Here is a 24820-nt window from a genome sequence, read left to right as displayed (position 1 = left end):
CCGTCATGCTCGACCACGTCGGCTTTCCCGTCTCTGACTTCGCACGCGCCAAGGCGTTCTACGCAGCCGCACTCGCCCCGCTGGGCTATGTCCTAATGATGGAGATCTCGAACGAGCAGACCGGCGGTCATGGCGACCACGCCGGTTTCGGCGAAGGCCGTCCGGATTTCTGGATCGGAACAGCTGGCACGACCGCGACCTCCACGCATGTCGCATTCCGCGCCAAGGACCGCGCCTCGGTCGATGCGTTCTACCGGGCTGCGATCGCGGCCGGCGGACGCGACAATGGGGCGCCGGGATTGCGGCCGCATTATCACGAACATTACTACGGCGCGTTCGTGCGCGATGCCGACGGCAACAACGTCGAAGCCGTTTGTCATACGCCTGAGTAGATGAGCCCGCGAACTACACCGCCACCGGCATGTGCTCGGCGGCGGCGGCCAGGCTCGGCGCGACCACGATCTCGAGCTGCTGGCGTAGCCAGCGATGCATGGGATCGTCGTGGTGGCGCAGGTGCCAGACCATGTACATCGGCATCGCCGGGCAGGGCACCGGCACCGGCGCGATGCTGAGCCCGCGCAGCATGTAGGCGCGCAGCAGGCTTGGTAGCGTCGCGATCATGCGGCTGCCGCGCAGGAATGGGCCGATGCCGCCGAAGTCCGGCACCTGCGCGGCGAACCGCCTGACGATGCCGCGCTCGGCCATGACCTCGTCGATGTCCAGCCGGCGGCGCGGCTCGTAGACGACGGTGACGTGGTCGCAGGCCAGGTATTCGTCGAGGCTCTGCGGCGGCTCGCGCTGGCTCGCATCGTAGAACACGCGATAGCAGTCCTCGAACAGGCGCTTCTGCAGGATGTCGCTGCCCTCGGGAGGGCGCGGCGTGATGATGAGCTGGCAGTGCTCCTCGCGCAGCATCTCCGGCGTCGGCGCGCCTGAGGGAATGACGCGCAGGCTGAGGCCGGGCGCTTGCGCGCGCGCATAGCGCAGCAGCGAGGGCAGCAGCAGGTCGCGCTGCAGATCATTGGCCGCGATCGTGACCTGCGCCGAGACTTTTGCCGGCTCGAATGCTGCCGCGTGCGAAAAACTCCTGAGATCGTCGAGCAAAGCGCGGGCGCGCAGTGCGAGCAGTTGCGCATGCGCGGTCGGCACGATGCCGCGGCCGGACTTCACGAACAGCGGATCACCGGTGATGGCGCGCAATTTGTCGAGCAGATGGCTGACGGCCGATTGCGTCACGCCGAGCCGGATCGCGGCGCGCGTTACCGAGCCCTCCTCGATCACGGCGAGCAGCAGCTGCAGCAGATGGCCGTCGAGGTCCAAATGATCGAATTGGCTCATGGATCAGATCGGCCGGGCGGCCTTTATCGGCAGTTTGATCGGAGGATACTGGCGGGCATGGAACGCGCCGCGTTTGATCCAGATCAAATGGGCGCGGTCGAAACATCATCAGGGGAGGATCAGATGTCCACCACGACGGCCCGGCAGCCCGTGCCAGGTACCACCATCTTCGACGGCGAGCAGGCCCGCAAGGGCTACGCTCTCAACAAGATGTGCTACTCGTTCAACGATGCCGCAAACCGCAAGGCGTTCGTCGCCGACGAGGACGGCTATTGCGCCAAATACGGCCTCAATGCGCAGCAGCGCGCGGCGATCAAGAACCGCAACGTGCTCGAGCTGATCGAGGCCGGCGGCAACGCCTACTACCTCGCCAAATTCGCCGGCATCTTCGGTCTCGACATGCAGGACATCGGCGCGCAGCAGACCGGACTCACCAAAGAGCAGTTCAAGGCCAAGCTTCTGGCAGCAAGGGGGTAATCGTCATGGCAAAGATCGTAGGCGCAATCACCACCTCGCACGTTCCGGCCATCGGCGGCGCCATCGCCAAGGGGCTGCAGCAGGATCCGTATTGGAAGCCGTTCTTCGACGGTTTCCCGCACGTGCGCGAATGGCTCGCCAAGGTGAAGCCGGATGTCGTCGTGCTGGTCTACAACGACCACGGCCTCAACTTCTTCCTCGACAAGATGCCGACCTTCGCCGTCGGCGCCGCCGACAGCTACAGCAACGCCGACGAGGGCTGGGGCATTCCGCAGACCGCGCCGTTCAAGGGCGATACCGAATTGTCGTGGCACCTGATCGAGCATCTGGTGAAGGAGGACTTCGATCTCACCACCTGCCAGGAGATGGCGGTCGACCACGCCTTCACGCTGCCGATGGCGCTGTGTTGGCCGGACCAGAAATGGCCGGTGCGGGTCGTGCCCGTGGTCGTCAACACCGTGCAGGCGCCGCTGCCGTCGGCCGCGCGCTGCTACAAGCTCGGCCAGGCGCTGGCGCGCGCGATCGAATCCTGGCCTGGGGACGAGCGGGTGGTCGTAATGGGCACCGGCGGCCTGTCGCATCAGCTCGATGGCGAACGCGCCGGATTCATCAACAAGGATTTCGACGAGAAGTTCATGGCCAGCATGATCGACGATCCGGCCTGGGCGACGAAATACTCGACCACCGAGCTGGTCGAGCTGTCCGGCACGCAGGGCGTCGAGCTGCTGAACTGGATGGTCGCGCGCGGCACCTTGCCGGAGAAGGTGCGCAAGGAGCATGCGAACTATCACATCCCGATCTCCAACACCGCGACCGGACTGATGGTGCTGGAGCCGGCGACCTGACCGTTCTTGGTGATGATATCAAGCCAAGAGCGCGCGGACCGGATGCCCGCGCGCTCTTCTTTTTGCGTTCCGCTCGACCGGGAGCCCGCGACGCGTCAGGGCGTTGCGGAGGAAACAGCGGCCGCCTTGGCTTGCAGCTGTCGCGTCCGGTCCGGGCGGCGCAGCCGGCGCCGCGTCCAGATCAGCACGCCCGTGACCAGCAGCGTGAGCAGCACCACCGAGATCAGCACATTGGCGGCGCTGCCGATCAGCGACCAATTGCCCTCGTGCAGCAGCCTCACCCAGTTCCGCGGCAGCGCGGAGAGGCCGTCGGCGGTCACGGCATAGGCGCGTAGCTCGTCGCCCTCGATGATCCGCGCCATCATGCGCCCGCCGCGGCTCCCGATCATGTTGACGGTGGCGAGATCATGATCTTTCGCGACGATGCTGACCGCCTCCGGCAACGAGATGCGCTTGGCCGCAGCCGGCGGCGCGGCGAAGAAGCTGTTGCTCGGATCGAGCAGAACTCCGGTCAGCGGGCTCAGCAGGATCAGCGGCAGCATGAACCACGCCGCGCCCTTGTGCCAGCCGGACAGCGTGTTGCGCAGCTTTGGCAGGCCCATCAGGATGCCGATGATCATGATGACGATCATGCCGATCGTGGAAATCGTCGTGAGGCCCTCGATGCCGATCAGGTGCTCATGGGTCATGCGCGCCCACTGAAACACGCTGGACGTGGCCGGCTTGTCCGTCACGGCGCCGCTGCTCATGTCGAGCTCGGTGCTTGGCCGGCCCTGCAGCGTCAGATGCTGGGCCGCCGGATTGATCGAGAGGCCGCGCGCCTTGCCGTCGGGATCGTACTGCTTGACCAGCGCCACCACGCGCGCCGCATCGACGCTGCCGGGCTTCACCGCGCCGACCTGCGCGATCGGCTCGAAGGAGAGGATCAGTCCGGTGACGATGATGACGAGGAGCGGCAGCGCAAAGGTCAGGCTGATCCAGCGGTGGAGTTTGAGCAGAAGCTGCTTGTTCATCGTCGTCTCCGAATGATCGTCATAGAGATGGCGCGAGGCCAATCGTTGGTGGTCTGCGAAGCGCTCCCTGCGAATGTTTCTTGTTGTTTCTGGTGCGAGGAGCAGCAGCTTCGAGAAGCCGCTGCAATAGTCGTATTAGCTGAGCACACGACGCTTGCGAAATAGCTGAACTATTAATTTTAGGTCATGCGTCGATTGATCGACATCAATGCGGCGCCGAAGTGGCTTTGTTTGCTGCAAGCGGCACACGAACCTGCATCGCGAGGCTACTCCGATCGCCGATGGCGACGTTGTGACGCACCGGTCGGCGCGTGCTCTGCCGGCGCATGATCAGACTCGATCGTCTGCAGCAGCCTGCCGAGCAGCCTCGTCAGAGCTGCGACATCAGATGATGACAAGGCGCCATTGATGAGCGCCTCATCCGCTTCGAGCACGTCGCGCATCGCGCGCTCGGCGACGGCGCGGCCCTTGGCGGTCAGGCGCACCGGCTTGCTCCGCCGGTCGTCTTTATCCAGCGCGCGTGCGATCAGGCCACGGGCCTCGAGTGCGTGGAGCACCTTGGTGAGGCCGCCGGAGGAGATCAGGATTGCGCCGTAGAGATCGGTGGGCAGCAGCTGATGCGGCGAGGGCTGTCCGCGCAAGGTCACCAGCACCTCGAATTCGGTGAAGCTCAGCGCGTGGGCCGCGACAAGACGTGTCGTCTGCTCGAGCATCAAGCTGTTCAGGCGGAAGATGCGAACCATCAGCCCGACGATGGGCGTGGCGGCCTCGGGCCAGGATTTGGCCCGCATTGACAGAAAATGATCGATCGGGATCCGTTCGGCCGTCATCGGCTCTCCTTACGAAAATATCATGAAGAGGTATCTTCCAAGAAAGATAGATCGGAAGTTATATGTCTTGCCAGAAAGATATCAAGTGCGGCGCCGGGATGGCGTCGTCGTGTTCGGCGTATCCAGGAGACCAGCATGATGACAAGCAGACGCGAAGTGATACAGCTCGCAGCAGCAGGCGCGGTGGCAGGCGTGACCACCGGCGCAGCGCAGGCCCAGGCGCCGGGCGGCGCCGTGATCGACGCCAACATGCATTGGCTCCCCGAGGATCTGTTCAGCGACGAGACGCTGCTGACGGCCTTTGCCGGCGCCGTGCCGCGCGAATATGGCATTCACGCCAAGGTCATGCCCGTGCCGGGCAAGCCGCTGCGCCAGATCGTGATCGAGCAGCCGCTGGGCTACGAGGTGCTGAACTACGCCGAGAACCAGTACAGCGCGGCCGGGCAGATCGCCGACATGGATCAGGCCGGCATCTCACAGGCGATCCTGCGGCTGCCATGCTGGCAGGAATGGCTGCCGCTCGAGCTGTGCAGGCGGGTCAATGACGGCCTCGCCGCGCATCTCAAGCGCAATCCGGGCCGCTTCCAGGCGCTGGCCGTCGTGCCGCCATGGGGAACGGCCGACGCGCTGAAGGAGATCGAACGCTGCATCCATGATCTCGGCTTCGTCGGCGTGCAGATGGCCGCGCATTACGGCCAGCTCTATCTCGACGACCCCGCGTTCAAGCCGCATCTGAAATTCCTCGATCGGCTCGGCGTCCCCGTGGTGGTGCATCACACGCCGCTGCCGGTCGACTACGCCTCGATCGTGAAGTACCCGAACCTGCGCCGGCAGTATGGCCGCTGCCTCGCCCAGGGCACCGCGGTCGGGCGTGAGTTGTTCAGCGGGCTGTTCGACGAGTTTCCGAATCTCCGACTGGTGCATTCGATGCTGGGCGGCGGCTTCTTCGCCTTTGCCGACATGCTGGTGCCGCCGAGCACCGGCGGACGCGATGCCGTCGACCGGTTCGAGGACGAGAGCGCCAAGCTGCGCGGCTATCTTGCGCGCAACATCTTCTTCGACCTCTCCGGCGCGCCGCAATGGGGCCGGGCTCAGCTCGAATGCGCGGTCAAGGTGTTCGGCGCCGATCACATCCTGTACGGCGCGTCCTATCCGATCCGCCGCGACTGGTTTCAGGACGGCGTTCCGCTCATCCGCGGCCTGGCATTGTCGGAGGCGGAGAAGGCCGCGATCCTCGGCGGCAATGCACGGCGCCTGTTCAAGCTCGCATGAGCGCAAAGGCGGACCGGCGGTGGTCCGGGAGCGGTCGGTGTGAAGGCTACTTCCCGGGCACCGTCATGCCCTTCAGCCCGGCGCGCTGCGCGGCGGCGCTGACCAGGCCCGACGATCTGATCTCGGCGGTGAAGTCGCGCAGGAAATCGCGTGCGGCATCGCGGCCCTTGGGGATGGCGATCGCGTGGTGCTCCTCGCCCCAGCGGCCGTCGAGCACGCGCGATCCCGGCACCTGCTCGGCCATCTCGAACAGCGTCGCCTTGTTGGTGGCGAAGGCGTCGATCTCATGATCCTTCAGTAGGGCGACCGCGTCCTTCAGGGTCGGCGATCGGATCAGCGTCGCTTGCTTCAGTTCGCGTCCGAGTGTCGCGTCCGAGGTGCTGCCCGTGGTGACGCCGACCTTGCGTCCGCTGGCGTCGACATCGCCGGCGTTGGACAGCGTGGAGCCATCGGGTACGAGATAGCCGAGCTCGATCTCCAGATAGACCGGACCGAAATCCATCTCCTTGGCGCGAGCAGCCGAGGCGTTGGTGAAGACGACATCGACCGCGCCTGTCTTGATGGCCTCGAGCACCTCGGCATTCTTGGTGAACACCACCGGCTCGTAGTCGACATCAAGCCGTCGCGCCATCTCCTTGCCGATTGCATAGCCGACGCCACGCGGATTGTCCGTGCCGTCGGGGAGGATCGATGTCGGCGTCCCCGGATAGAGGCCGGCGCGCAGATGTCCTGATGGCGCCAGGACCTTGGCGATGTCAGAATCGGCGGCGTGACTGCAGTCGGGCGCGATCCAGACGAGCAGCGCGGTTAGGGCGACCCTCATCAATGCAGCGGCTGATGTCATCGGCTTATCTCCCCGCATGGATGCATCAAGCTTTATGCCGTCGGCTCGGTCGCTTCCCCGCCATCCAGCACAATTTTCAACCGCGACGCGTCCAGCGCATTTTCCCACTTGGCGATGACGATGGTCGCCACGGCGTTGCCGATCAGATTGGTGGGCGTCAGCCCTTGCGACATCAGGCGATGAATACCGAGCACCAGCGCGACGCTGGCCACGGGAATGGTGCCGGTTGCCGCGAGCGTCGCCGCCAACACCACGAAGGCTGCGCCGGCGATGCCGGCTGCGCCCTTCGAGGTGACGAGCAGGATCAGCAGCAGTCCGATCTGATGGCCGATGTCGAGCTGGGTGTTGGTGGCTTGCGCCAGGAAGACGGCAGCGGTGGCGAGATAGAGGCAGGTGCCGTCGAGATTGAACGAGTATCCGGTCGGGATCACCAGGCCGACGATGCTGCGCTCGCAGCCGGCGGCCTCGAGCTTCGCCAGCATCCGCGGCAGCACCGTCTCGGACGATGTGGTGGCGATGCAGACGAGGAGCTCGTCGCGGATGTAGCGGATCAGCTTCCATAGGCTGAAGCCTGCGAACGCGGCGATCGGGCCGAGCACGACCGCGATGAAGATCAGACAGGTCAGATAGAAGCTGCCGAGCAGCAGGCCGAGCTTGGAGAGCGAGCCGATGCCGAACTTGCCGACGGTGAAGGCAATGGCGCCGAACGCGCCGAGCGGCGCCGCCCACATCACGATTCTCACGACGCCGAAGATCATTTGCCCGGCGACTTCGACCACATCGGTCACCGCCTTGGCGCGATCGCCGAGCCAGATCAGTGCGAAGCCGCACATCACCGAGATGAACAGCACCTGCAGGATGTTGCCTTCGGCGAAGGCGCCGACGAAGGTCTGCGGGATGATGTTGAGCAGGAACGGCACGAAGCCGACCGCCGCGGTCTGCTTGACGTAGGGCTCGATGGTCGCGGAGTTGATGGTCGCCGGGTCGACGTTCATGCCGACGCCGGGCTGGAACAGGTTCACCGCCGCAAGGCCGATGATCAGCGCGAGCGTCGTGATCACCTCGAAATAGATCAGCGCCTTGATCGCGACGCGGCCGACCTTGGCCATGTCGGCCATGTGGGCGATGCCGTTGACGACGGTGCAGAAGATGATCGGCGCGATCAGCATCCGGATCGCCTTGATGAAGGCGTCGCCGAGCGGCTGCATCTGCGCGCCGAGATCCGGCTTCACGGCGCCGAGCAGGATGCCGGCGGCCATCGCGATCATGACCTGGACCCACAGCTCCTTCCACCAGGCGCGACGTGCGCCGGTCTTGCTGTCGGCAGTGAGGGTCGTGGCAGTCATGATCGGTCCTGTCGTTGCGTACGAATCGTCGGGAGTTGGCGGCCCGCGTCAGCTCTTGCGGTCGAACTTGAACAGCCGTTCGGGGTTGCTGACAAGCAGTTTGCGCTGCAGGGCCGGATCCGGCGCGTAGAGCGGGATCAGGTCGACGAGATCACCGTCATTGGGCATGATCTTGACGTTCGGATGCGGCCAGTCGGTGCCCCAGATGACACGGTCCGGCGCGTTCTCGATCAGCTTCTTGGCGAACGGCACGGCGTCGTGGAAGGGCGCTCCCGTCGCCGAGGCGCGTTCCGGGCCGGTGATCTTGATCCAGCACTTCTCGTCGCTGGCCTGCAGATCGAGCAGCGCCTTGAATTCCGCGTCGTCGATGCCTTTCGCGGCGCTGATCGTGCCCATGTGGTCGATCACATAGGTGACCGGCAGCGCCTTGAGGATCGGCACGAACTCCTGGATCGTGCCGGCCTCGAGATAGATGTCGACGTGCCAGCCGATCGCCGCGACGCGGTCGACCAGGGCGCGAAACACGTTCATGTCGCCGACGCCGCCGAGGCGGCGCAGGAAGGCGAAGCGGCAGGCGCTGATGCCGGCCTTGCCCAGCGCTGTGAGGTCGGCGTCCGACATCGCCGCGTTGATGTTGGCGACGCCCTTGTAGTTGCCGTTGCTCTGCGCGATCGCATCGGTGACGACGCGATTGTCGGTGCCGTGGACCGTGGCATTGACGATGACCGCGCGCTCGACGCCGATCTTGGCGTGCAGCGCCCGGAACATCTCGAGCGGCGCGTCGGGCGGCGTGTAGGGCCGGGTCGGCGAGAACGGGTACGCCGATGCCGGTCCGAAGATGTGGGTGTGGGTATCGACGCTGCCCGGCGGCGCCTTGAAGCTCGGGGTCTTGGTGGCCGGATCCGGGCCGGGGATGCTGGGGGGCGTGGCCTCGCCAGCGGAGCGCGCAGGGCCGGTACCGAGCACGCTCGCCGCTCCCAGCCCGGCCATGGTGGCCAGCAGATCTCGTCTCAACATCACAGCGTCCTCCTCAATGGGCCGCGGTCTCAGGCAGGCGCAGGCCTGCCAGGCCCCGGCATCGTTCGTATCTGCTATCTTCACGCCGCAGCGTAGAGATCAGGTGGCCTTGCAACGTGACAGCGTGGTCATCGTGTCCTCCCGAGCCGGCGCGGTGCAGCGTCCGTATTGCAACGGGGGCGGCCGATTGCCTCGATCCCAATCCGTTTCTGACCGGAGGATCTTGCAGGCGTTGAAGTCTGACAAGAAGCCTTGGGCGAACGGTCAGTTCTCTAGATTGGACAATGCTCTGCGAGCCGTCCTGCGATGCTGCGAATGCGTTAGCTGGAGCTGCATCGCAGCGCATGTGCGCGAGGTCGGCGCCGCTTCAACCAAACTGCCAGGAGCAGGTCCCATGGCGCCATTGCGGTGAATTGTTCGTGCGGCGGAAAGGTGAGGCGCCTCAACGTCATGGCGTGCGTTCTGAGCATGTCGTGGCGGCTTCAAGCGCCGTTGTAGGGACCGCCGGCGGAATGCTATGCGACGACAAAGGCGGTCGTGACGGCGCTGGCTCGCCGCGCGGTCAACTGCACAACGGGCAAAGGAAACACCATGGTCGACGCGCTCATCATCGACGCCTGCAGGACCCCGCGCGGCATCGGCAAGGCGGGCAAGGGCGCGCTCGCCGGGCTGCATCCGCAGCATCTCGGCGCCACCGTGCTGCGGGCGCTGGCCGACCGCACCGGCATCAACACCGCCGATGTCGACGACATCATCTGGGGCTGCTCGTCGCAGCGCGGGCCGCAGAGCGGCGATCTCGGCCGCATGTCGGCGCTGGATGCCGGCTACGACATCCGCGCCTCCGGCGTCACGCTCGACCGCTTCTGCGGCTCCGGCATCACCAGCGTCAACATCGCAGCAAGCTCGATCATGGCCGGGCAGGAAGACCTCGTCATCGCCGGCGGCTGCGAGATGATGTCGATGGAGGGTCGGCGCGGCGAGGGGCCGCTGATGATGGATGCCGGCAATCTGCATCTGCGCGCGCTGCATCCGCAGTCGCACCAGGGCGTCTGCGCCGACGCCATCGCCACCATGGAAGGCATCACGCGCGTCGATGTCGACGCGCTCGGGCTGGAGAGCCAGAAGCGGGCGGCCGCGGCGATCGCGGCCGGCCATTTCAAGAAGAGCCTGGTGCCGGTGCATCGCGAGGATGGTAGCCTCGCGCTCGACCACGAGGAGTATCCGCGGCCGCAGACCACGGCTGAGGCGCTGGCGGGGCTGAAGCCGGCATTCCCGGCGATTGCCGATTACGCGCTCGACGACAAGGGCACGACCTATCGCAACCTGATCCTGCAGCGCTATCCCGGCCTCGAGATCGAGTTCATGCACCACGCCGGCAACTCGTCGGGCGTCGTCGATGGCGCCGCCGCGATCCTGCTGGCGTCGCCGTCCTACGCCAAGGCGCATGGCCTGAAGCCGCGCGCGCGTGTGGTTGCCATGGCCAACATGGGCGACGACCCGACCCTGATGCTGAACGCGCCGGTTCCGGCGACGCGCAAGGTGCTGGCCAAGGCCGGCTTGACCATCGACGACATCGACCTGTTCGAGATCAACGAGGCGTTCGCGGTCGTGGCCGAGAAGTACATCCGCGATCTCAAGCTCGATCGCGCCAAGGTCAACGTGAACGGCGGCTCGATCGCGCTCGGCCATCCGATCGGCGCCACCGGATCAATCCTGATCGGCACCGTGCTCGACGAGCTCGAGCGACGCGACCTCAAGCGGGGCCTGGTCACGATGTGCGCGGCCGGTGGCATGGCGCCGGCGATCATTATCGAGCGGGTCTGAGCGGCGCTCTTTCATCCGATCGATCTGCGTCCGCTGCGGAGCAGTCCTCAGCGGGCGGCGTGACTTCAATGAACAGTTTGCGACTTTCCCGGCTCTCGCTCGTTGATGCCGGATCCCCGCGGGGCCTCCGGCGGTTCCACTTTCCGGACCAGTCAACCACGTTTCGACTGGACGAGAATTCGCGCTTGTTCCGCTAGTTGCGACAGGATATTGCCACCGAGAGGCCTCATCTGAGAAGAAATGGCTCTCGTGCTGTTGGCGCTGTCACATATCATCGATCGCAAGGCCTCGAACCGGGTGGTCACGCGGCTGCGCGCGCTGCTGCGCAGCAACGAGTTCTACCTGATACCGCTGGCGCTGGTGATCGGCGTGTCCACCGGCGGCATCGTCACCGTCATGAGCCTGATCGCGCAGGTCGCGCACGTGCTCATCTTCGGTATCCCGATCGATGTCCGGCTCAGCGCCAATGCCTGGGTCAATCCGATCATCGCGATCATCGCCCCCGCGCTGGGCGGCCTCGCGCTCGGTATCATGGAGTGGCTGCGCCGCCGCTGGAAGATCGCCGCCGCCGTCGACCCGGTCGAGGCCAACGCGCTGCGTGGCGGCCGGCTGTCGATGCGCGACAGCCTCGTGGTCAGCAGCCAGACGCTGGTCTCCAACGGCTCCGGCGCCTCGGTCGGCCTCGAGGCCGGCTACACTCAGATCGGCGCCGGCGTGGCGTCGCTGCTCGGCCAGTATCTCACGCTTCGCCGCAACGATCTGCGCCTGATCGTCGGCTGCGGTGCCGCCGCCGCCATTGCCGCGGCGTTCGGCGCTCCGATCACCGGCGCGTTCTATGCGTGCGAGCTGATCGTCGGCGTCTATTCGGTCGGCAGCGCCGCGCCGATCCTGGCGGCATCGCTGGCCGGCGCCTTGACCTCGCAATATCTCACCGGCGCGCCGTATTCGCTCGAGGTCCAGAAGGTCGGCGCCGTCGGTTTCGAGCAGTACATCGCGCTGTTCGTGCTGGCGCTGCTGGTCGCCTTCATCGGCATCGTGGTGATGCGCGCCTCGCCCGCGGTCGAGCGGCTGTTCGTGCGCATCCCGATCTGGCTGCGCCCGGCGATCGGCGGCGTGTGCGTCGGCGCGATGGCGATCGTGACGCCGCAGGTGCTGGCCGCTGGTCACGGCGCGATGCTGCTCGATCTGCACCGTGAGATGGCGGTCGGATTCATCGCCACCATCATCGTGCTCAAGCTCGCGGCGTGCCTGATCTCGCTGGCCTCGGGCTTCCGTGGCGGTCTGTTCTTTGCCTCGCTGTTCATCGGCAGCCTGCTCGGCAAGCTGTTCGCCGGACTGCTCGCGATGGCCGGTCTCGGGCTCGCGCTCGATCCCATGGTGGCGATGCTTACGGGGATGGCGACGCTCGGTGTCGCCATCGTCGGCGGACCGCTGACGATGTCGTTCCTGGTGCTGGAGATGACCCGCAGCGTCGACGTCACGGCCGTGGTGCTCGCCGCCTGCATGGTGACCTCGGTGTGCGTGCGCGTGCTGTTCGGGCACTCGTTCTCGACCTGGCGGCTGCATCTGCGCGGCGAGACCATCCGCAGCGCCAACGACGTCGGCTGGCTGCGCAACCTCACCGTCGAGCGGCTGATGCGCTCCGACGTCGCCAAGGTGCCGACCACGACCTCGATCGCCGCCTGCCGGCGCGAGTTCGCGCTGGGCACGCGGCAAGCTGTGGTGGTGGTCAACAACAGCGACGACTATTGCGGGCTGGTGTCGCTGCCCGACCTGTTCTCTGGCGAACTGGACACCATCGCCGACGACATCCAGGTGGTCGAGCTGGCCAAATATTTCGAGGTCGCGTTGTTGCCCGAAATGAACGTCAAGACCGCGATGCGGATCTTCGACGACACCGGCGCCGAAGAACTCGCGGTGCTGGAGTCCGAGAACAGCCGCAAGGTGATCGGCTTCCTGACCGAGTCGTTCGCGCGCCGTCGTTATGTCGAGGAGATCGACCAGGCGACGCGCGGCGTGCTCGGCGCATTATCGTAATCGCCTCGCGTCGCCGCGACGGCTGATCTCCACGCCCGGAACGGAGAAGTCTACCGGTCGCTTGAGGCGGGCAGGCACGAGGATGGCATGATGAGTCCAACGAGAGCTGCAGCCGTAATGGCTCTTTGGGCCGTGGTCGCGACCGCGGCGGCCGCCGAGCCCGCGGTGCTGAAGGGCAGGGACGCGTTCGGCAGCTGGCAGGGCGACACGCCCGGCACGACCCGTCTGATCCGTCCCGCGGACCTGCCGAAGCCCGGTGCGACGGCGTCCGCCGCCAACGTCTCGCGCGTGGTGCAGCGGCCGGCCTCGGCCGTGCCGAAGGTGGCCGACGGCTTCAAGATCGCGCTGTTCGCCGAGGGGCTGCGCGAGCCGCGTGTCCTCCGCACGGCGCCGAACGGCGACATCTTCGTCGCCGAGACCCGCGCCAGCCGCGTCCGCGTGCTGCGCCCGAGCGAGGACGGCAGCCAGGTCGCATCCAACGAGATCTTCGCCGACCGGCTCGGCCATCCCTACGGCATCGCGTTCTATCCGAGCGTCGACCCGCAATGGGTCTATGTCGCGAGCACCGAGCGCGTGATGCGCTTTCCCTATCGTGCCGGCGACATGAAGGCCTCGGGTCCGCTGCAGGTCGTCGTGCCAGATCTGCCGGCCGGCTATGGCCATTCCACGCGCGATATCGCCTTCACCAAGGACGGCAAGCGCATGCTGGTCTCGGTCGGCTCGGCCGGCAATGTCGGCGAAGCGCTTGGCGAGCCATCCGGTGGTCTCGCGGCCTGGATCGCCGCGCATCCGCTCGGTGCGGCCTGGGGCGGGGAGATCGACCGCGCCGGCGTGCTGGCCTTCGACCCCGACGGCACCAACCGCAGCCTGTACGCGACCGGCATCCGCAATTGCGCCGGTCTTGCCATCCAGCCCGCGACGGGCATGCCGTGGTGCTCGACCAACGAGCGCGACGGTCTCGGCGACGATCTCGTGCCGGACTTCGTCACGCGGGTGAAGGAGGGGGCCTTCTACGGCTGGCCCTGGTACTACATGGGCGACAATCCCGATCCGCGCCATGCCGGCGAGCGGCCTGATCTGAAGGGCAAGATCACCGTGCCCGACGTGCTGCTGCAGGCGCATTCGGCCTCGCTCGGCCTCACGTTCTACGACGCGGACATGTTCCCGCCGGAGTTTCGCGGCGACGCCTTCGCGGCCGAGCATGGCTCCTGGAACCGCTCGAAGCGCACCGGCTACAAGGTCATCCGCGTCAGGTTGAAGGACGGCGTGCCCACCGGCGAATATCAGGACTTCGTCACCGGCTTCGTCGTCAACGACCGCGAGGTCTGGGGCCGGCCGGTCGGCGTCACCGTCGCGCGTGACGGCAGCCTGCTGATCTCCGAGGACGGCAACGGCACGATCTGGCGCGTCAGCCGCTGAGCGGTGTTTTGCGGCGCAGGAACCTCCGCATCCAATGTGGGTTGGGAGCGGGGTTGAACGCCGGATGACCGCATGAACATTTTCGATCCGCGCGGGCCGATCGCCGCCGCCGAGAAGACGATCCTGATCGACTCCGTCATCATCATGCTGGCGATCATCGTTCCGACATCGATCGCCGTGCTGGCCTTCGCCTACTGGTTCCGCAGCTCCAACACCAAGGCGCGCTACCGTCCCGACTTCGCCTATTCCGGCGCGGTCGAGCTCGTGGTGTGGTCGATCCCGGCGCTCACCGTGATCCTGCTCGGCGGCGTCGCCTGGATCGGCTCGCACCAGCTCGATCCCGGCAAGCCGGTCGACGGCACCGGGCTTCCGATTCGCATCCAGGCGGTGTCGCTCGACTGGAAATGGCTGTTCATCTATCCCGACCAGCGCGTCGCCACCGTCAACAGCCTGACCGTCCCGATCGGCGCGCCGCTGCGCTTCGAGCTGACCTCGGGCAGCGTCATGACGGCGTTCTTCATCCCGCAGCTCGGCGGCATGATCTACACCATGAACGGCATGGTCACGCGGCTCGACCTGCGCGGCGATCATGTCGGCACCTACAAGGGTCTCGCCTCGCAGTTCAGCGGCGACGGCTTTCCCGACATGATGTTCGACACCCATGTCGTTGCGCAGCCCGACTTCGCTAACTGGGTGGCTGACGCGGCCAAGAGCGATCAGGTCCTGGACGAGGCGAGCTACGAGGCGCTCGCGGTGCAATCGGTGGAGAAGAGCCCGAAGACCTACCGGCTCGCCGATCCCGAGCTGTTCGGCAAGATCGCCTCCCAGCACATCCCGCCCGCGCCCGGGCCGCAGCTGAGCGAGAACAAGGCGCGGGAGGAGAGCGGAGCGTCGCATGCCCACTGATCTCCTCGCAGCCGGAGCGGACCGATGTCGGTAACCACAGTCGAGCAGGCGCCTGACTATGCCGATCCGCATCATTTGCGCGCCGCCGAGCATGACGGGCCGGCGCCGAAGCGGATCGTGACCGGATACGGCTTCTGGATCTTCCTGCTGTCCGACATCGTGATGTTCTCGTGCTTCTTCGCGAGCTTCGCGGTGCTGTCGAAAGCGACCGCCGGCGGCCCCGGCGGTGCCGAGCTGTTCGACGTCAGGAACGTCGCGATCGAGACGGGCCTGCTGCTGCTGTCGAGCTTCACTTGCGGCATGGCCAGCATCGCCGCCGACCGCCACAATGCGCTCTGGTTCCAGATCGCGATGGCCGTCACCGGCCTGCTCGGCGCGGGCTTCCTGCTGCTGGAGATCCGGGAGTTCGCCGATCTCGTCGGGCGCGGTGACGGGCCGAGCCGCAGCGCGTTTTTGTCGGCGTTCTTCACCCTGGTCGGCTGCCACGGTCTGCATGTGGGCGCCGGCATCCTCTGGCTGCTGACGATGATGGCCCAGGTCGTCGCCAAGGGCTTTCGCGCCGACATCGAGCGCCGGATTCTGTGCTTCGCGCTGTTCTGGCACGCGCTCGACATCATCTGGGTCGCGGTGTTCTCAGTGGTCTATCTGCTCGGGAGTGCGACATGACCGATCATGCCCAGGAGTTCGACGATCGCGGCGACCTCGCCCCGGGTGAGCAGCAGCATGGCGATTTGCGTTCGCGCATCCTGTTCTACGTCGCCGGCCTCGGCCTTGCGGTGCTGCTGACGGCGACCTCGTTCTTCATCGCCGGCACCAATCTTGTCTGGCAGCCCTCGATCCCGGTTGCGATCATCGTGCTGGCGATCGCGCAGATGGGTGTGCACCTCGTGTTCTTCCTGCACATCACCACCGGGCCCGACAACACCAACAACGTGCTGGCGCTGGCCTTCGGGCTCATCATTGTCTTTCTCGTGGTCGGCGGCTCGCTGTGGATCATGGCGAACCTCAACCACAACATGATGCCGATGGATCAGCTGATGCAGATGCAGCGCTGAGTGTCGTTGCCGATCGCGCCAAGGGTCTTTGCTTAGCCCCTGGATCGCTTCGCTGCGCTCGCGATGACGGAGTTTGCGGAGCATTCGGTGCCCACCACGACCACCGTCATTGCGAGCGTAAGCGAAGCAATCCAGGGGCCGCGCGAAAGGTTCGGATTGCATCAAACACGCCGTGCTCACTTCTTCCCCGCCCGGCAATTGAAGGCGCGGCGGAAGCCGGCGGCCCTTGCGTCGTCCTCGGAGCAGAACCAGCGGTCGGGCTCGGTGGTCGCCGGATAGCTCGGGCAGCCCTGCAGATGATAGATGCCGATGTTGCCGGTGACGCGGGCGCGGACGGCGAACTTGCCCTTGATGGTGCAGCCGGGCGGCGCGCTCGGCGTGTCCGGAAACAGCACCGCGCGGATCTCGCGGTCACGGTCGGCGCGGCAGGAGGCGCCGAGCAGCGGGCCATCCTTCTTGTCGGCGCGGAACTCGCTCGGCGCAACGAAGCAGCCCTTCCACAGCCCGCGCAATGCCTCCCTGGCTGCGGCGACATCGTCCTTGCCTCGGTACTTCACGGCCGGGTCGACGCCGATGGCGTAGCCCGCGCGCGCCATCTGCTGATTGAGGCTGACCTTGTCGCCTTCGACCGCGCAGAGACCGATCTTGCGGGTCTTGAGCGGCTTGTCCGGACCGAGGTCCTCACAGCGGACCGCGCGGCCGCCGATCATCTTCGTCAGCTGCTCGCGCGCCTCGACGCCGCAGCTCCAGGGATCGGCATGGTCGTCGATGCACAGCTGATCGACTTCGGGCGCATCGATGCCGTCGAGGCGATACACGGTGTCGCCGAGCTGGATCGTATCGCCGCTGCGCACCGTCGCGGTCGCCGCCTGCGACGCGCCGGCCAGGCCGGTGGCCATGACGATGGCCCCACACAATGACAACAGCCGGTCTCGCAGCCGCATGTTTCCTCCTGCAATCAACTTCATCAAATATCCAACGGAGTCCTATCACATCGCACGTGAGTCACGGCAAGGGTCGCCGGGAACGGTGGGGAGGATTGTGCACTTGCGCCAAAGCAAGCCGCTACCCATCTGAACGACCGAAGGAAATCTTGCCATGTTGGACTTTACCTCCGATCTCGCCGGCGACGCGCTGTCGCCGGCGCAAGCGACGTCGGCTGCCGAGGCCGACGACCGGGCGCTGCTCGACGCCTATTCCAATGCCGTCATCGACGTCACCGAGCGCGTCGGCCCGGCTGTCGTGCGCGTCGAGACCGGTCCCAAGGCCGGATCGACCGCCGGCTCCCGCGCCGAGCGCGGTGGCCTCGGTTCCGGCATCGTGATCTCGCCGGATGGCCTCGTGCTGACCAACAGCCATGTGGTGGGCAGCTCGAAAAACATCCGGCTGCGCGATGTCGAGGGCGTCGTCACCGACGCGCAGGTGCTCGGCGTCGATCCCGACACCGATCTCGCGCTGCTGCGCGCCAATCACGCCCGCGATTTGCGCTACGCGTCGCTCGGCAATTCCAGGAGCCTGCGGCGCGGCCAGCTCGTGGTCGCCATCGGCAACCCGCTGGGCTTCGAGTCGACCGTCACGGCCGGCGTCGTCTCCGCGCTCGGCCGCTCTATCCGCTCGGTGTCGGGGCGCATGATCGAGGACGTCATCCAGACCGATGCGGCGCTCAATCCCGGCAATTCGGGCGGCGCGCTGGTGTCGTCGGCGGCCGAGGTGATCGGCATCAACACCGCGATCATCCAGGGCGCGCAGGGCATCTGCTTCGCTGTCGCCAGCAACACCGCGCAATTCGTGCTCTCGGAGATCATCCGTCACGGCTACGTCCGCCGCGCCTATATCGGCGTCTCCGGCCAGACCGCGCCGGTGCCGCGGCGGCATGCGCTGCTGGCCGGCGTCGAGAACAAGATGGGCGCGCTTCTGATGCAGATCGAGCCGGACGGGCCGGCCGCGCGCGCCGGTTTGTTGCCGGGTGACGTGGTGATCAGGCTCGACGGCGTCGACATCAACGGTGTCGACGACCTGATCCGCGTGCTCGACCGCGACCGCATCGGCCGCACCGTCGCCATGGACATCCTCCGCCTCGGCCGCCTGCGCGGCATCGACATTCATCCTGTGGAGCGTAAGCCAGCTGCAAGGCAGGGGTCGTGATCGTTGCGGCACGCTGAGCTGTTGCCGCGACCTCTGCTGTCGTCCCAGCCTCGTGCGCAATTGCGCACGCGGCGTTAGGTGAGACGCGCGTCTCGCGCAACACCCGCCGCTGTCGTCCCGGCGCACGCCGGGACCCATACCCCTAGGGAGAGGTTTTGAGGCCGGCTGGTCATTGGCTTTTTGCCCAACACGAACGCCGCGGAGTATGGGTCCCGGATCGGCGCTGCGCCGCGCTGTCGCGCGTCACAGCTTGTCCGGGACGACACGTGGAAAGAGACTGCTTCACATCTCAAACAGCACGGGACACGACATCGCAATCTCGCGGCACATCATGCCCGAGGTCTGCTCTTCGTTCGTCCCTCGCAAACATTGCAGAGGGCGCAGGGAATGCCGGGTGAGGGCCTCACCCATGGCCCGCCTGCGAAAAGAATGCAGGCGGCAGGTACCACAGGCAAAGCCGAACACGCCGGCATTCCCTGCGCGATGGGTTTCACGCTTATACGCAGTCTCCCTGGTGCGCCGGGCTTGTTGGCCACCATCACCACGCGGCGCATCAGCGCCATGCGGCTTGATACCAGCGTCGGGGTATCAGGACCCTGCGACTTCACGTCCGCGCCGAGCCGTTCGTCCGCGCATCACAAGGACACGCTGCGGCTCCATCGCGGCCATCGCATCCCCACCTCGCGTGTCGTGACGATCGCGCGCAACGCCCCTCTGCGGTGAGGCGGGATGGAGGAAGGAAAACATGATTTCCGAAAAAGAGCAAGATGTTTTTATTTTTCAGAATTAGCGGCGAGGGCGGACTGCGCTCGGGGTGACAGCGTCAAAACGAGGCCCAGCTTGCAGGCGGCCGATCGTACGGGCTAGATTGAAGCCATGGTGATTGACATCGACCCGCCGATTTACTCGGGCCTAGCTCGGAAGGTTCGTCGATTGGCAGTGCCATGTGTCACTCGGCACAGAGCCGTGGCGTCGGCCTCCCCATGATTGAACCCGCTGCCGGGCCGCAAGCCGTTGGACGACTCGCCTACCAATCGCGTCGCTTCGTCTTTCAACGGATCGCTGAAATCGATCTCGCGGCGAGGAGACTAAGACTCTCGCGAACGTCCTTCTGGGGGTGGACGAAGACGATCGTCGATTGCTCGCTCGACGATTGTGTTGCGCTCGGCACTGTCGAATACAGCGCTGACGGGCCCCCCTGGTACGGCACCTACTTCAAGCTCCGGAGTGGCAGCTGGTACGCCATCCCAACGACGGACGTCTCATTCAAAACGGCATCCGCCGTCGTGCGGGAGGTTTCTGCCGCGACCGGGATTCCCAGGCTCGATATCAGATATCCCTAGGGATCGAGTTGCAATGTTGCGGGCTTGCGTTGCGGAAGGTCCGCGTTACTCCAGTTGCAGATGGGGAAACGATGAATATCGCTTCGAGCATCATCCATAAGCTCATCGCCAGTCTGGCCGTGGCCCTCACGCTCGTCGCGCGGCCGTGTCTTGGGGGCGAGCCGACGATCGTCGATACGCCCGGGTTTTCCGTCACGTTTGGCGCGATGTGGCACGTCCAGACAGACCACAAGGGCACCATCCTGGGAAGCGTCGGCGGTGAAGAGCCGCCATTCATCGTCATGTATTATGAGGACCAGGTCACGGTTGCGGTTCGTGGCAGGGGGCATGAGCTGGAACGCATGGAGCGCAGCTCGATTGCAGACATGATCGGGGATGGTTTGCCCAGCATGATCGATGGAAGCACATGGCATCGCCATGAGATCGTTCACAGGCCGGATGGGATGATCGTGGAGCAACTGGATCTCGCTGCCGATGCCCGGGACAAGGACGGTCGAGCCATCGCAACGTGCTCATTCCTGAAGTTCTACCATGGCGCGCCGCGCGCGGAGCTTTATCTCGGCTTCATCATGAACAAGCCGTGCGATGACGCGCGCGCGGATTTTGATGGTTTCGAGAAATCGATCAGCTGGAAGTGACGCGCGCGGGACTTCGATCGGGTTGTTGCTGTGAGATGTGCAACCCTGTTGTTTGCAGTTGCCCCTTGGTCGCATCATGCGGCGTCTTGCAGCGATGTTGCCGATATCAGTCAGCACCTGCTACCAAGGTCCCGGTGACAATCCGCACCATGAATGATCAGGTGTGGCGCAACGAGAAGCGCTAGGGGGGAGCGCGCTGGATCGTACCGGTTTGCGACCGACGGCTGTCGGGCGCGCACCGGTCGCTGCGGCGCGTCGAAGAGCTGACGATGGGTGGGTGGTTTTCAAGGGGTTGCAGCAAGAGCCAAGCGGCTGGTCCGCTGCGCATCGGTCGGCTTCGCCGGGCGTTCACGCGCAGTCTTGCCGCAAGCCTCGTTGCATCGGCGCTGGCGTCCGGTCTTCCGGCATGGGCTGAAGAGACCGAGGCAAAAAGCGAGGCCGCTGCGGCCAAGGCTGCACCCCCAGTCCGGCTGTATCGCTGGCAGGAGGATTACTCCTACCTCGCCGACAAGCCGGATCGGGACGGCTGGGAGCGGATGAAATACATCCCCCTGCCGGGTTTGCCGGGCGCATGGCTCTCGCTCGGCGGCGAGGTCCGCTATCGGCTCGACGCCTACGACCCCTATTTGTTCGGAATTGGCAAGAGCGGATACGACTGGGGGTCGAACCAGGGACGTTTCTTCCAGCATGTCGACCTGCACATCGGCTCGGTGTTTCGCGCCTTCGTCCAGTTCGACGCGGCCGCCGAGGGCGGCCGCCCGGTGCAGCGGGCCTATGATCAGAGTGAGCCCGACCTGCGCCAAGCCTTCGTCGACGTCACGCTGCCGGTCGCTTCGGGGACGGCCATGCTGCGGTCTGGCCGGCAGGAGCTCCATCTCGGCGATTCCCGCTGGCTTGCGGTGCGCGATCCCACCAACATCAGGCGATCGTTCGACGGATTTCTCGCGCAGTATGACGATCGCCTGCTGACCCTGCGCGCCTTCGCGGCGCACCCGGTCAATATCGCGCCGGGCGCGTTCGACGACAGCACGTTCAACGCCGAAACTTTCCGCGGCGTCTATGCAGTCGTTCGCAAGCCGTTCGACCTTCCGCTTACGATCGATGCCTATGTCTATGGACGCCAGCAGGCCAGCGCCACCTATGCGCGCGGCACGGCGGCCGAGGACCGCTGGAGCGGCGGCGCGCGACTGGCCGGCCGTTTCAGCGGCTTCGAATATGTCGGCGAGGCCACCTATCAGTGGGGAACGTTCGGCACGGCAAAGATCTCCGCCTACGGCGCGTTCGCCGATCTGGGCTACCGGTTTGCTCCGGTCGAGGGACTTCGAGGCGCGACGCCCAAATTGGGCGTCCGCGCCCACACTGCGAGCGGCGACGACAATCTGAAGAGCGGCGCCTTCCACAACTTCACCGGCGCCTATCCGGCGGCGAGCGTGATCTCGGAGATGTCGTTGCTGTCCGTCTCGAACGTCAGCAATTTTCAGCCCTATGCGCAGCTGTTCGTCACGCCCCGACTCGTGCTCGGCGCGAACTGGAATGTCGTTCGCAAGGTATCGGTGGCGGATTCCGTCTATGGTCCGATCGGCGCGCTCATCACGGCGAAGACCTCGACATCCCTCGACGTGGCGCAGATCGGGCAGCTCGACGTGACCTGGAACGTCAACCGCTTCGTCCAGCTGCACGGGCTCTACGCCCACGTCTATGCCGGCCAGTACATCCGCGATGCCCGTGGACGCGACTTCGACTACTACCGCCTGCAGCTCACGACGCTGTGGTGAGGCTTGCGTCTGCGAAGCACGGCTGCTTGCCGTCAGCGCTCCGCGCGCGCGTGCAGCGGCGCTCAACAAATAGGCGCGCAGTAGCGGCACGGGCGGCTGCCTCGCGACCAGGCGGCGCCGGCCGGCGCCTCAAGCCATTGAATTAGTTGGAAGTTCCAAAGTCAGGGCAAGCCTGGGCCGATTGTACGCAATGGCACAGCGCTTGCTTCGCTACTTGCGATCCATTCTCGTGGGGAGCAGGCGGCTGACATGGCGGACTCAACTGCATCGGCTGGGACGATGATCGCGGCCGAACCGGAGCCGATCACGCTCGATCTGTCCGCGACCGCGCTTCTCATCATCGACATGCAGCGCGACTTCATGGAGCCAGGCGGTTTCGGCGAGACGCTCGGCAACGACGTGTCGCAACTGGCGCGCGCAGTCGGCCCGATCGCCAGCGTGCTGGCGGCGGCGCGAAAGACGGGCATGCTCGTCATTCACACGCGCGAGGGCCACAAGCCGGACCTCTCGGATGCGCCGCCGGCCAAGGTGGAGCGCGGCGCGCCGTCCCTGCGCATCGGCGATCCCGGCCCGATGGGGCGCATTCTCATTCGCGGCGAGGCCGGTCACGACATCATTCCCGCGCTCTATCCGGTCGACGGCGAGGTGGTGATCGACAAGCCGGGCAAGGGCGCGTTCTACGCCACCGAACTCGGCGACGTGCTCAAGCAGCACGGCATCGCCAATCTGCTGGTGTGCGGCGTCACCACCGAGGTCTGCGTCAACACCACCGTGCGCGAAGCCAACGACCGCGGCTACCGCTGCGTCGTCATCGCCGACGGCTGCGCCTCCTACTTTCCGGAATTCCACGAAATGGGCCTGAAGATGATCAAGGCCCAGGGCGGCATCTTCGGCTGGGTGGCGGACTCCGCCGCAGTGCTGAAGGCCATGCTTTGAGAATTGGGCTGAGAGACGCGTCGAGACGAATGAGTTCGATCATGTAGTCGCTGCAGGCAACAGGGGAGCAAGGCGATGAGCGGAAGCGGGACGGCAAGCTCGGTCAAGGCGGATTTCAAGCCGGTGCTCTGGACACCCGGAGACTGGAACGCGTTCTTCGGTTTCGGCACCAACATCCTCGTCAACATGCTCGTCCTCACCGGTCTGTTGCGCTTCGTGCTGAAGATGCCGGACAGCCTGGTGTTCGGCCGCATCCTGCCGGCGCTCGGCCTGATGATGTGCCTGTCGACGTTGTACTACGCGTTCCTCGCCTATCGTCTCGCGCAGAAGACCGGGCGGACCGACGTCTGTGCGCTGCCGTCCGGCGTCAGCGTGCCGCACATGTTCATCGTCACCTTCGTGATCATGCTGCCGATCACGCTCAAGACCGGCGATCCGCTGAAGGGCTGGTCGGCAGGCCTCGTCTGGGTGTTCTTCCAGAGCTTCATCCTGATGATCGGCGGCTTCATCGCGCCGTATATCCGCAAGATCACGCCGCGCGCGGCGCTGCTCGGCACGTTGGCCGGCGTCTCCGTCACCTTCATCTCGATGCGGCCGGCGCTCGAGATGTACATGACGCCGCAGATCGGCCTGGTGTGCTTCGCGATCATCCTCGTCAGCTGGTTCGGCGGCGTGAAATATCCGAAGGGCCTGCCCGCCGGCCTCGTTGCGATCGCCGTCGGCATGGTCATCGCCTGGGGCTCCAACCTGTTCGGCCTCGGGCTCGGCGGCCTCAGCGTCAAGGGCGTGGGCGATGCCTTTGCGAGCTTCGGCTTCTCGGTGCCGCTGCCGGCGTTCGGCACGGTGTTCTCTGGCTTCGAATATCTCGGCATTATCCTGGTGACCGCGATACCGTTCGGCATCTACGACCTCGTCGAGGCGATGGACAACGTCGAGAGCGCGGAAGCCGCAGGCGACGAGTATCCGACCACGCGGGTGCTGACCGCCGACGGCATCGTCAGCCTGATCGGCTGCATGATGGGCAACCCGTTCATCAACGCGGTCTATATCGGCCATCCCGGCTGGAAGGCGATGGGCGGCCGCATCGGCTATTCCGCGGCGACCGGCCTGATGGTGATCGTGCTGTCCTGGCTCGGCATCATCTCGGTGCTGCTGGCGCTGGTGCCGGTGGTCGCGATCTCGCCGATCCTGCTGTACATCGGCATGCTGATCGGCGCGCAGGCGTTCCAGACCACGCCGGTCAAGCACGCGCCGGCGATCGTGCTGGCGTTCACGCCGCATCTCGCGGCCTGGGCCAAGCTGCAGATCGACACCATGCTGGCCTCGACGGTGACGGCGGCGCAGAGCGTCGGCGGTCTGGCGGCGGACAAGGTCGATGCTGTCAAGACCGCCGCGATCGCGGCGCTGCCGCAGCAGGGCGTGCTGTATCACGGCTTGGAAGTGATGGGCGGCGGCTCGATCCTCGCCGGCCTCGTGCTCGGCGCCATCGGCGTGTTCGTGATCGAGCGCGACTTCACCAAGGCGGCGGCGTTTGCGCTCGCCGGCGCGGTCATGACGTTCTTCGGTTTCATGCACGGCGAAGCCGTCGGCATCGGCGTGACGCCGGCGGTGGCGCTGGCCTATGTCGTGGTGGCAGGCGGACTGTTTGCGCTGGGCCGGCTCGGCATGTCCGAGAGCTACGTGCCGCAGACCGACATGCACGCGGCGCCGGCAGAGTAGGTCGACCGCATCACGCCATCTGACGCGTCGTCATTCCGGGG

Annotated in this window: 22 protein-coding genes; 15 read left to right on the top strand and 7 right to left on the bottom strand. The window is 65.7% G+C overall.

Going from position 1 to position 24820, the window contains the following annotated elements; genetic code table 11:
- The first annotated feature begins 5 nt into the window (after nt 1-5).
- A complete protein-coding gene (locus tag ACQR1I_RS24130; RefSeq protein ID WP_434868124.1) occupies nt 6-392 on the top strand; it encodes a VOC family protein in 387 nt (128 codons plus the stop codon).
- A gap of 13 nt (nt 393-405) precedes the next feature.
- Here ACQR1I_RS24130 and ACQR1I_RS24125 read toward each other — a convergent pair whose 3' ends face one another.
- Nucleotides 406-1338: a LysR family transcriptional regulator gene (locus ACQR1I_RS24125; protein ID WP_434868125.1), complete on the bottom strand. Its 933-nt coding sequence runs from the start codon at nt 1336-1338 to the stop codon at nt 406-408.
- A gap of 123 nt (nt 1339-1461) precedes the next feature.
- On the opposite strand from ACQR1I_RS24125, the gene ACQR1I_RS24120 reads away from it, so the two are divergent.
- Nucleotides 1462-1815 (top strand): protocatechuate 4,5-dioxygenase subunit alpha, encoded by a 354-nt coding sequence (locus ACQR1I_RS24120; protein ID WP_434868442.1) that lies wholly within the window; start codon nt 1462-1464, stop codon nt 1813-1815.
- 5 nt (nt 1816-1820) lie between these two features.
- The gene (locus ACQR1I_RS24115; protein ID WP_434868126.1) at nt 1821-2660 is read left to right on the top strand and encodes a class III extradiol dioxygenase family protein; all 840 of its coding nucleotides are present in this window, start codon (nt 1821-1823) and stop codon (nt 2658-2660) included.
- 95 nt (nt 2661-2755) lie between these two features.
- On the opposite strand, the gene ACQR1I_RS24110 is transcribed toward ACQR1I_RS24115, so the two are convergent.
- Both ACQR1I_RS24110 and ACQR1I_RS24105 read right to left on the bottom strand, forming a co-directional pair.
- Nucleotides 2756-3673: a PepSY domain-containing protein gene (locus tag ACQR1I_RS24110; RefSeq protein ID WP_434868127.1), complete on the bottom strand. Its 918-nt coding sequence runs from the start codon at nt 3671-3673 to the stop codon at nt 2756-2758.
- A gap of 266 nt (nt 3674-3939) precedes the next feature.
- Nucleotides 3940-4503, bottom strand: coding sequence for a MarR family winged helix-turn-helix transcriptional regulator (locus ACQR1I_RS24105; protein ID WP_434868128.1), 564 nt, complete (start codon nt 4501-4503; stop codon nt 3940-3942).
- 135 nt (nt 4504-4638) lie between these two features.
- Between ACQR1I_RS24105 and ACQR1I_RS24100 the strand changes: the two genes are divergently transcribed.
- Nucleotides 4639-5775 (top strand): amidohydrolase family protein, encoded by a 1137-nt coding sequence (locus ACQR1I_RS24100; protein ID WP_434868129.1) that lies wholly within the window; start codon nt 4639-4641, stop codon nt 5773-5775.
- 46 nt (nt 5776-5821) lie between these two features.
- On the opposite strand, the gene ACQR1I_RS24095 is transcribed toward ACQR1I_RS24100, so the two are convergent.
- From ACQR1I_RS24095 to ACQR1I_RS24085, 3 genes are read right to left on the bottom strand one after another with little or no spacing between them, the layout of a single operon-like run.
- Nucleotides 5822-6619 (bottom strand): ABC transporter substrate-binding protein, encoded by a 798-nt coding sequence (locus ACQR1I_RS24095; protein ID WP_434868130.1) that lies wholly within the window; start codon nt 6617-6619, stop codon nt 5822-5824.
- Between the two features lie 32 nt (nt 6620-6651).
- Nucleotides 6652-7965 carry a C4-dicarboxylate transporter DctA gene (gene dctA, locus ACQR1I_RS24090; RefSeq protein WP_434868131.1) on the bottom strand — a complete coding sequence of 438 codons (1314 nt, stop codon included), beginning with the start codon at nt 7963-7965 and terminating at the stop codon, nt 6652-6654.
- A gap of 48 nt (nt 7966-8013) precedes the next feature.
- Nucleotides 8014-8982: an amidohydrolase family protein gene (locus tag ACQR1I_RS24085; protein ID WP_434868132.1), complete on the bottom strand. Its 969-nt coding sequence runs from the start codon at nt 8980-8982 to the stop codon at nt 8014-8016.
- Nucleotides 8983-9573: 591 nt separating this feature from the next.
- Between ACQR1I_RS24085 and ACQR1I_RS24080 the strand changes: the two genes are divergently transcribed.
- The 6 genes from ACQR1I_RS24080 (at nt 9574) to cyoD (ending at nt 16223) form a co-directional block, all read left to right on the top strand.
- Nucleotides 9574-10806, top strand: coding sequence for an acetyl-CoA C-acetyltransferase (locus ACQR1I_RS24080; RefSeq protein WP_434868133.1), 1233 nt, complete (start codon nt 9574-9576; stop codon nt 10804-10806).
- A gap of 240 nt (nt 10807-11046) precedes the next feature.
- Entirely contained in the window at nt 11047-12843 is a 1797-nt protein-coding gene (locus tag ACQR1I_RS24075; protein WP_434868134.1) for a chloride channel protein, read from the top strand.
- 117 nt (nt 12844-12960) lie between these two features.
- Complete coding sequence (locus tag ACQR1I_RS24070) at nt 12961-14262, top strand: PQQ-dependent sugar dehydrogenase (RefSeq protein ID WP_434868135.1); 1302 nt, start codon at nt 12961-12963, stop codon at nt 14260-14262.
- 72 nt (nt 14263-14334) lie between these two features.
- Nucleotides 14335-15168 carry a cytochrome ubiquinol oxidase subunit II gene (locus tag ACQR1I_RS24065; RefSeq protein ID WP_434868136.1) on the top strand — a complete coding sequence of 278 codons (834 nt, stop codon included), beginning with the start codon at nt 14335-14337 and terminating at the stop codon, nt 15166-15168.
- Between the two features lie 24 nt (nt 15169-15192).
- Nucleotides 15193-15834: a cytochrome o ubiquinol oxidase subunit III gene (gene cyoC, locus ACQR1I_RS24060; RefSeq protein WP_434868137.1), complete on the top strand. Its 642-nt coding sequence runs from the start codon at nt 15193-15195 to the stop codon at nt 15832-15834.
- Nucleotides 15831-16223: a cytochrome o ubiquinol oxidase subunit IV gene (gene cyoD, locus ACQR1I_RS24055; RefSeq protein WP_434868138.1), complete on the top strand. Its 393-nt coding sequence runs from the start codon at nt 15831-15833 to the stop codon at nt 16221-16223. The genes cyoC and cyoD overlap by 4 nt, the downstream gene beginning before the upstream one ends.
- A 176-nt stretch (nt 16224-16399) precedes the next feature.
- Here the strand turns inward: cyoD and ACQR1I_RS24050 are convergent, their stop codons facing one another.
- On the bottom strand, nt 16400-17167 hold the full coding sequence (locus ACQR1I_RS24050; RefSeq protein WP_434868139.1) for a thermonuclease family protein: 768 nt from the start codon (nt 17165-17167) through the stop codon (nt 16400-16402).
- 154 nt (nt 17168-17321) lie between these two features.
- Here ACQR1I_RS24050 and ACQR1I_RS24045 point away from each other — a divergent pair, with 154 nt between their 5' ends.
- The 5 genes from ACQR1I_RS24045 (at nt 17322) to ACQR1I_RS24025 (ending at nt 24779) form a co-directional block, all read left to right on the top strand.
- Nucleotides 17322-18368, top strand: a complete 1047-nt coding sequence (locus tag ACQR1I_RS24045; protein ID WP_434868140.1) for a S1C family serine protease — start codon at nt 17322-17324, stop codon at nt 18366-18368.
- A gap of 1414 nt (nt 18369-19782) precedes the next feature.
- Entirely contained in the window at nt 19783-20349 is a 567-nt protein-coding gene (locus ACQR1I_RS24040) for a hypothetical protein (RefSeq protein ID WP_434868141.1), read from the top strand.
- 269 nt (nt 20350-20618) lie between these two features.
- Nucleotides 20619-22124 carry an alginate export family protein gene (locus tag ACQR1I_RS24035; protein WP_434868142.1) on the top strand — a complete coding sequence of 502 codons (1506 nt, stop codon included), beginning with the start codon at nt 20619-20621 and terminating at the stop codon, nt 22122-22124.
- A gap of 249 nt (nt 22125-22373) precedes the next feature.
- A complete protein-coding gene (locus ACQR1I_RS24030; RefSeq protein WP_434868143.1) occupies nt 22374-23060 on the top strand; it encodes a cysteine hydrolase family protein in 687 nt (228 codons plus the stop codon).
- Between the two features lie 75 nt (nt 23061-23135).
- Nucleotides 23136-24779, top strand: coding sequence for a regulator (locus ACQR1I_RS24025; protein ID WP_434868144.1), 1644 nt, complete (start codon nt 23136-23138; stop codon nt 24777-24779).
- Nucleotides 24780-24820 lie beyond the last annotated feature (41 nt).

This window comes from Bradyrhizobium sp. HKCCYLS2038, from assembly GCF_051167655.1.
Taxonomy (GTDB): domain Bacteria; phylum Pseudomonadota; class Alphaproteobacteria; order Rhizobiales; family Xanthobacteraceae; genus Bradyrhizobium.
The sequence above is the reverse complement of the archived record's forward strand: the minus strand, read 5'-3'. Positions and strand labels throughout refer to the sequence as shown.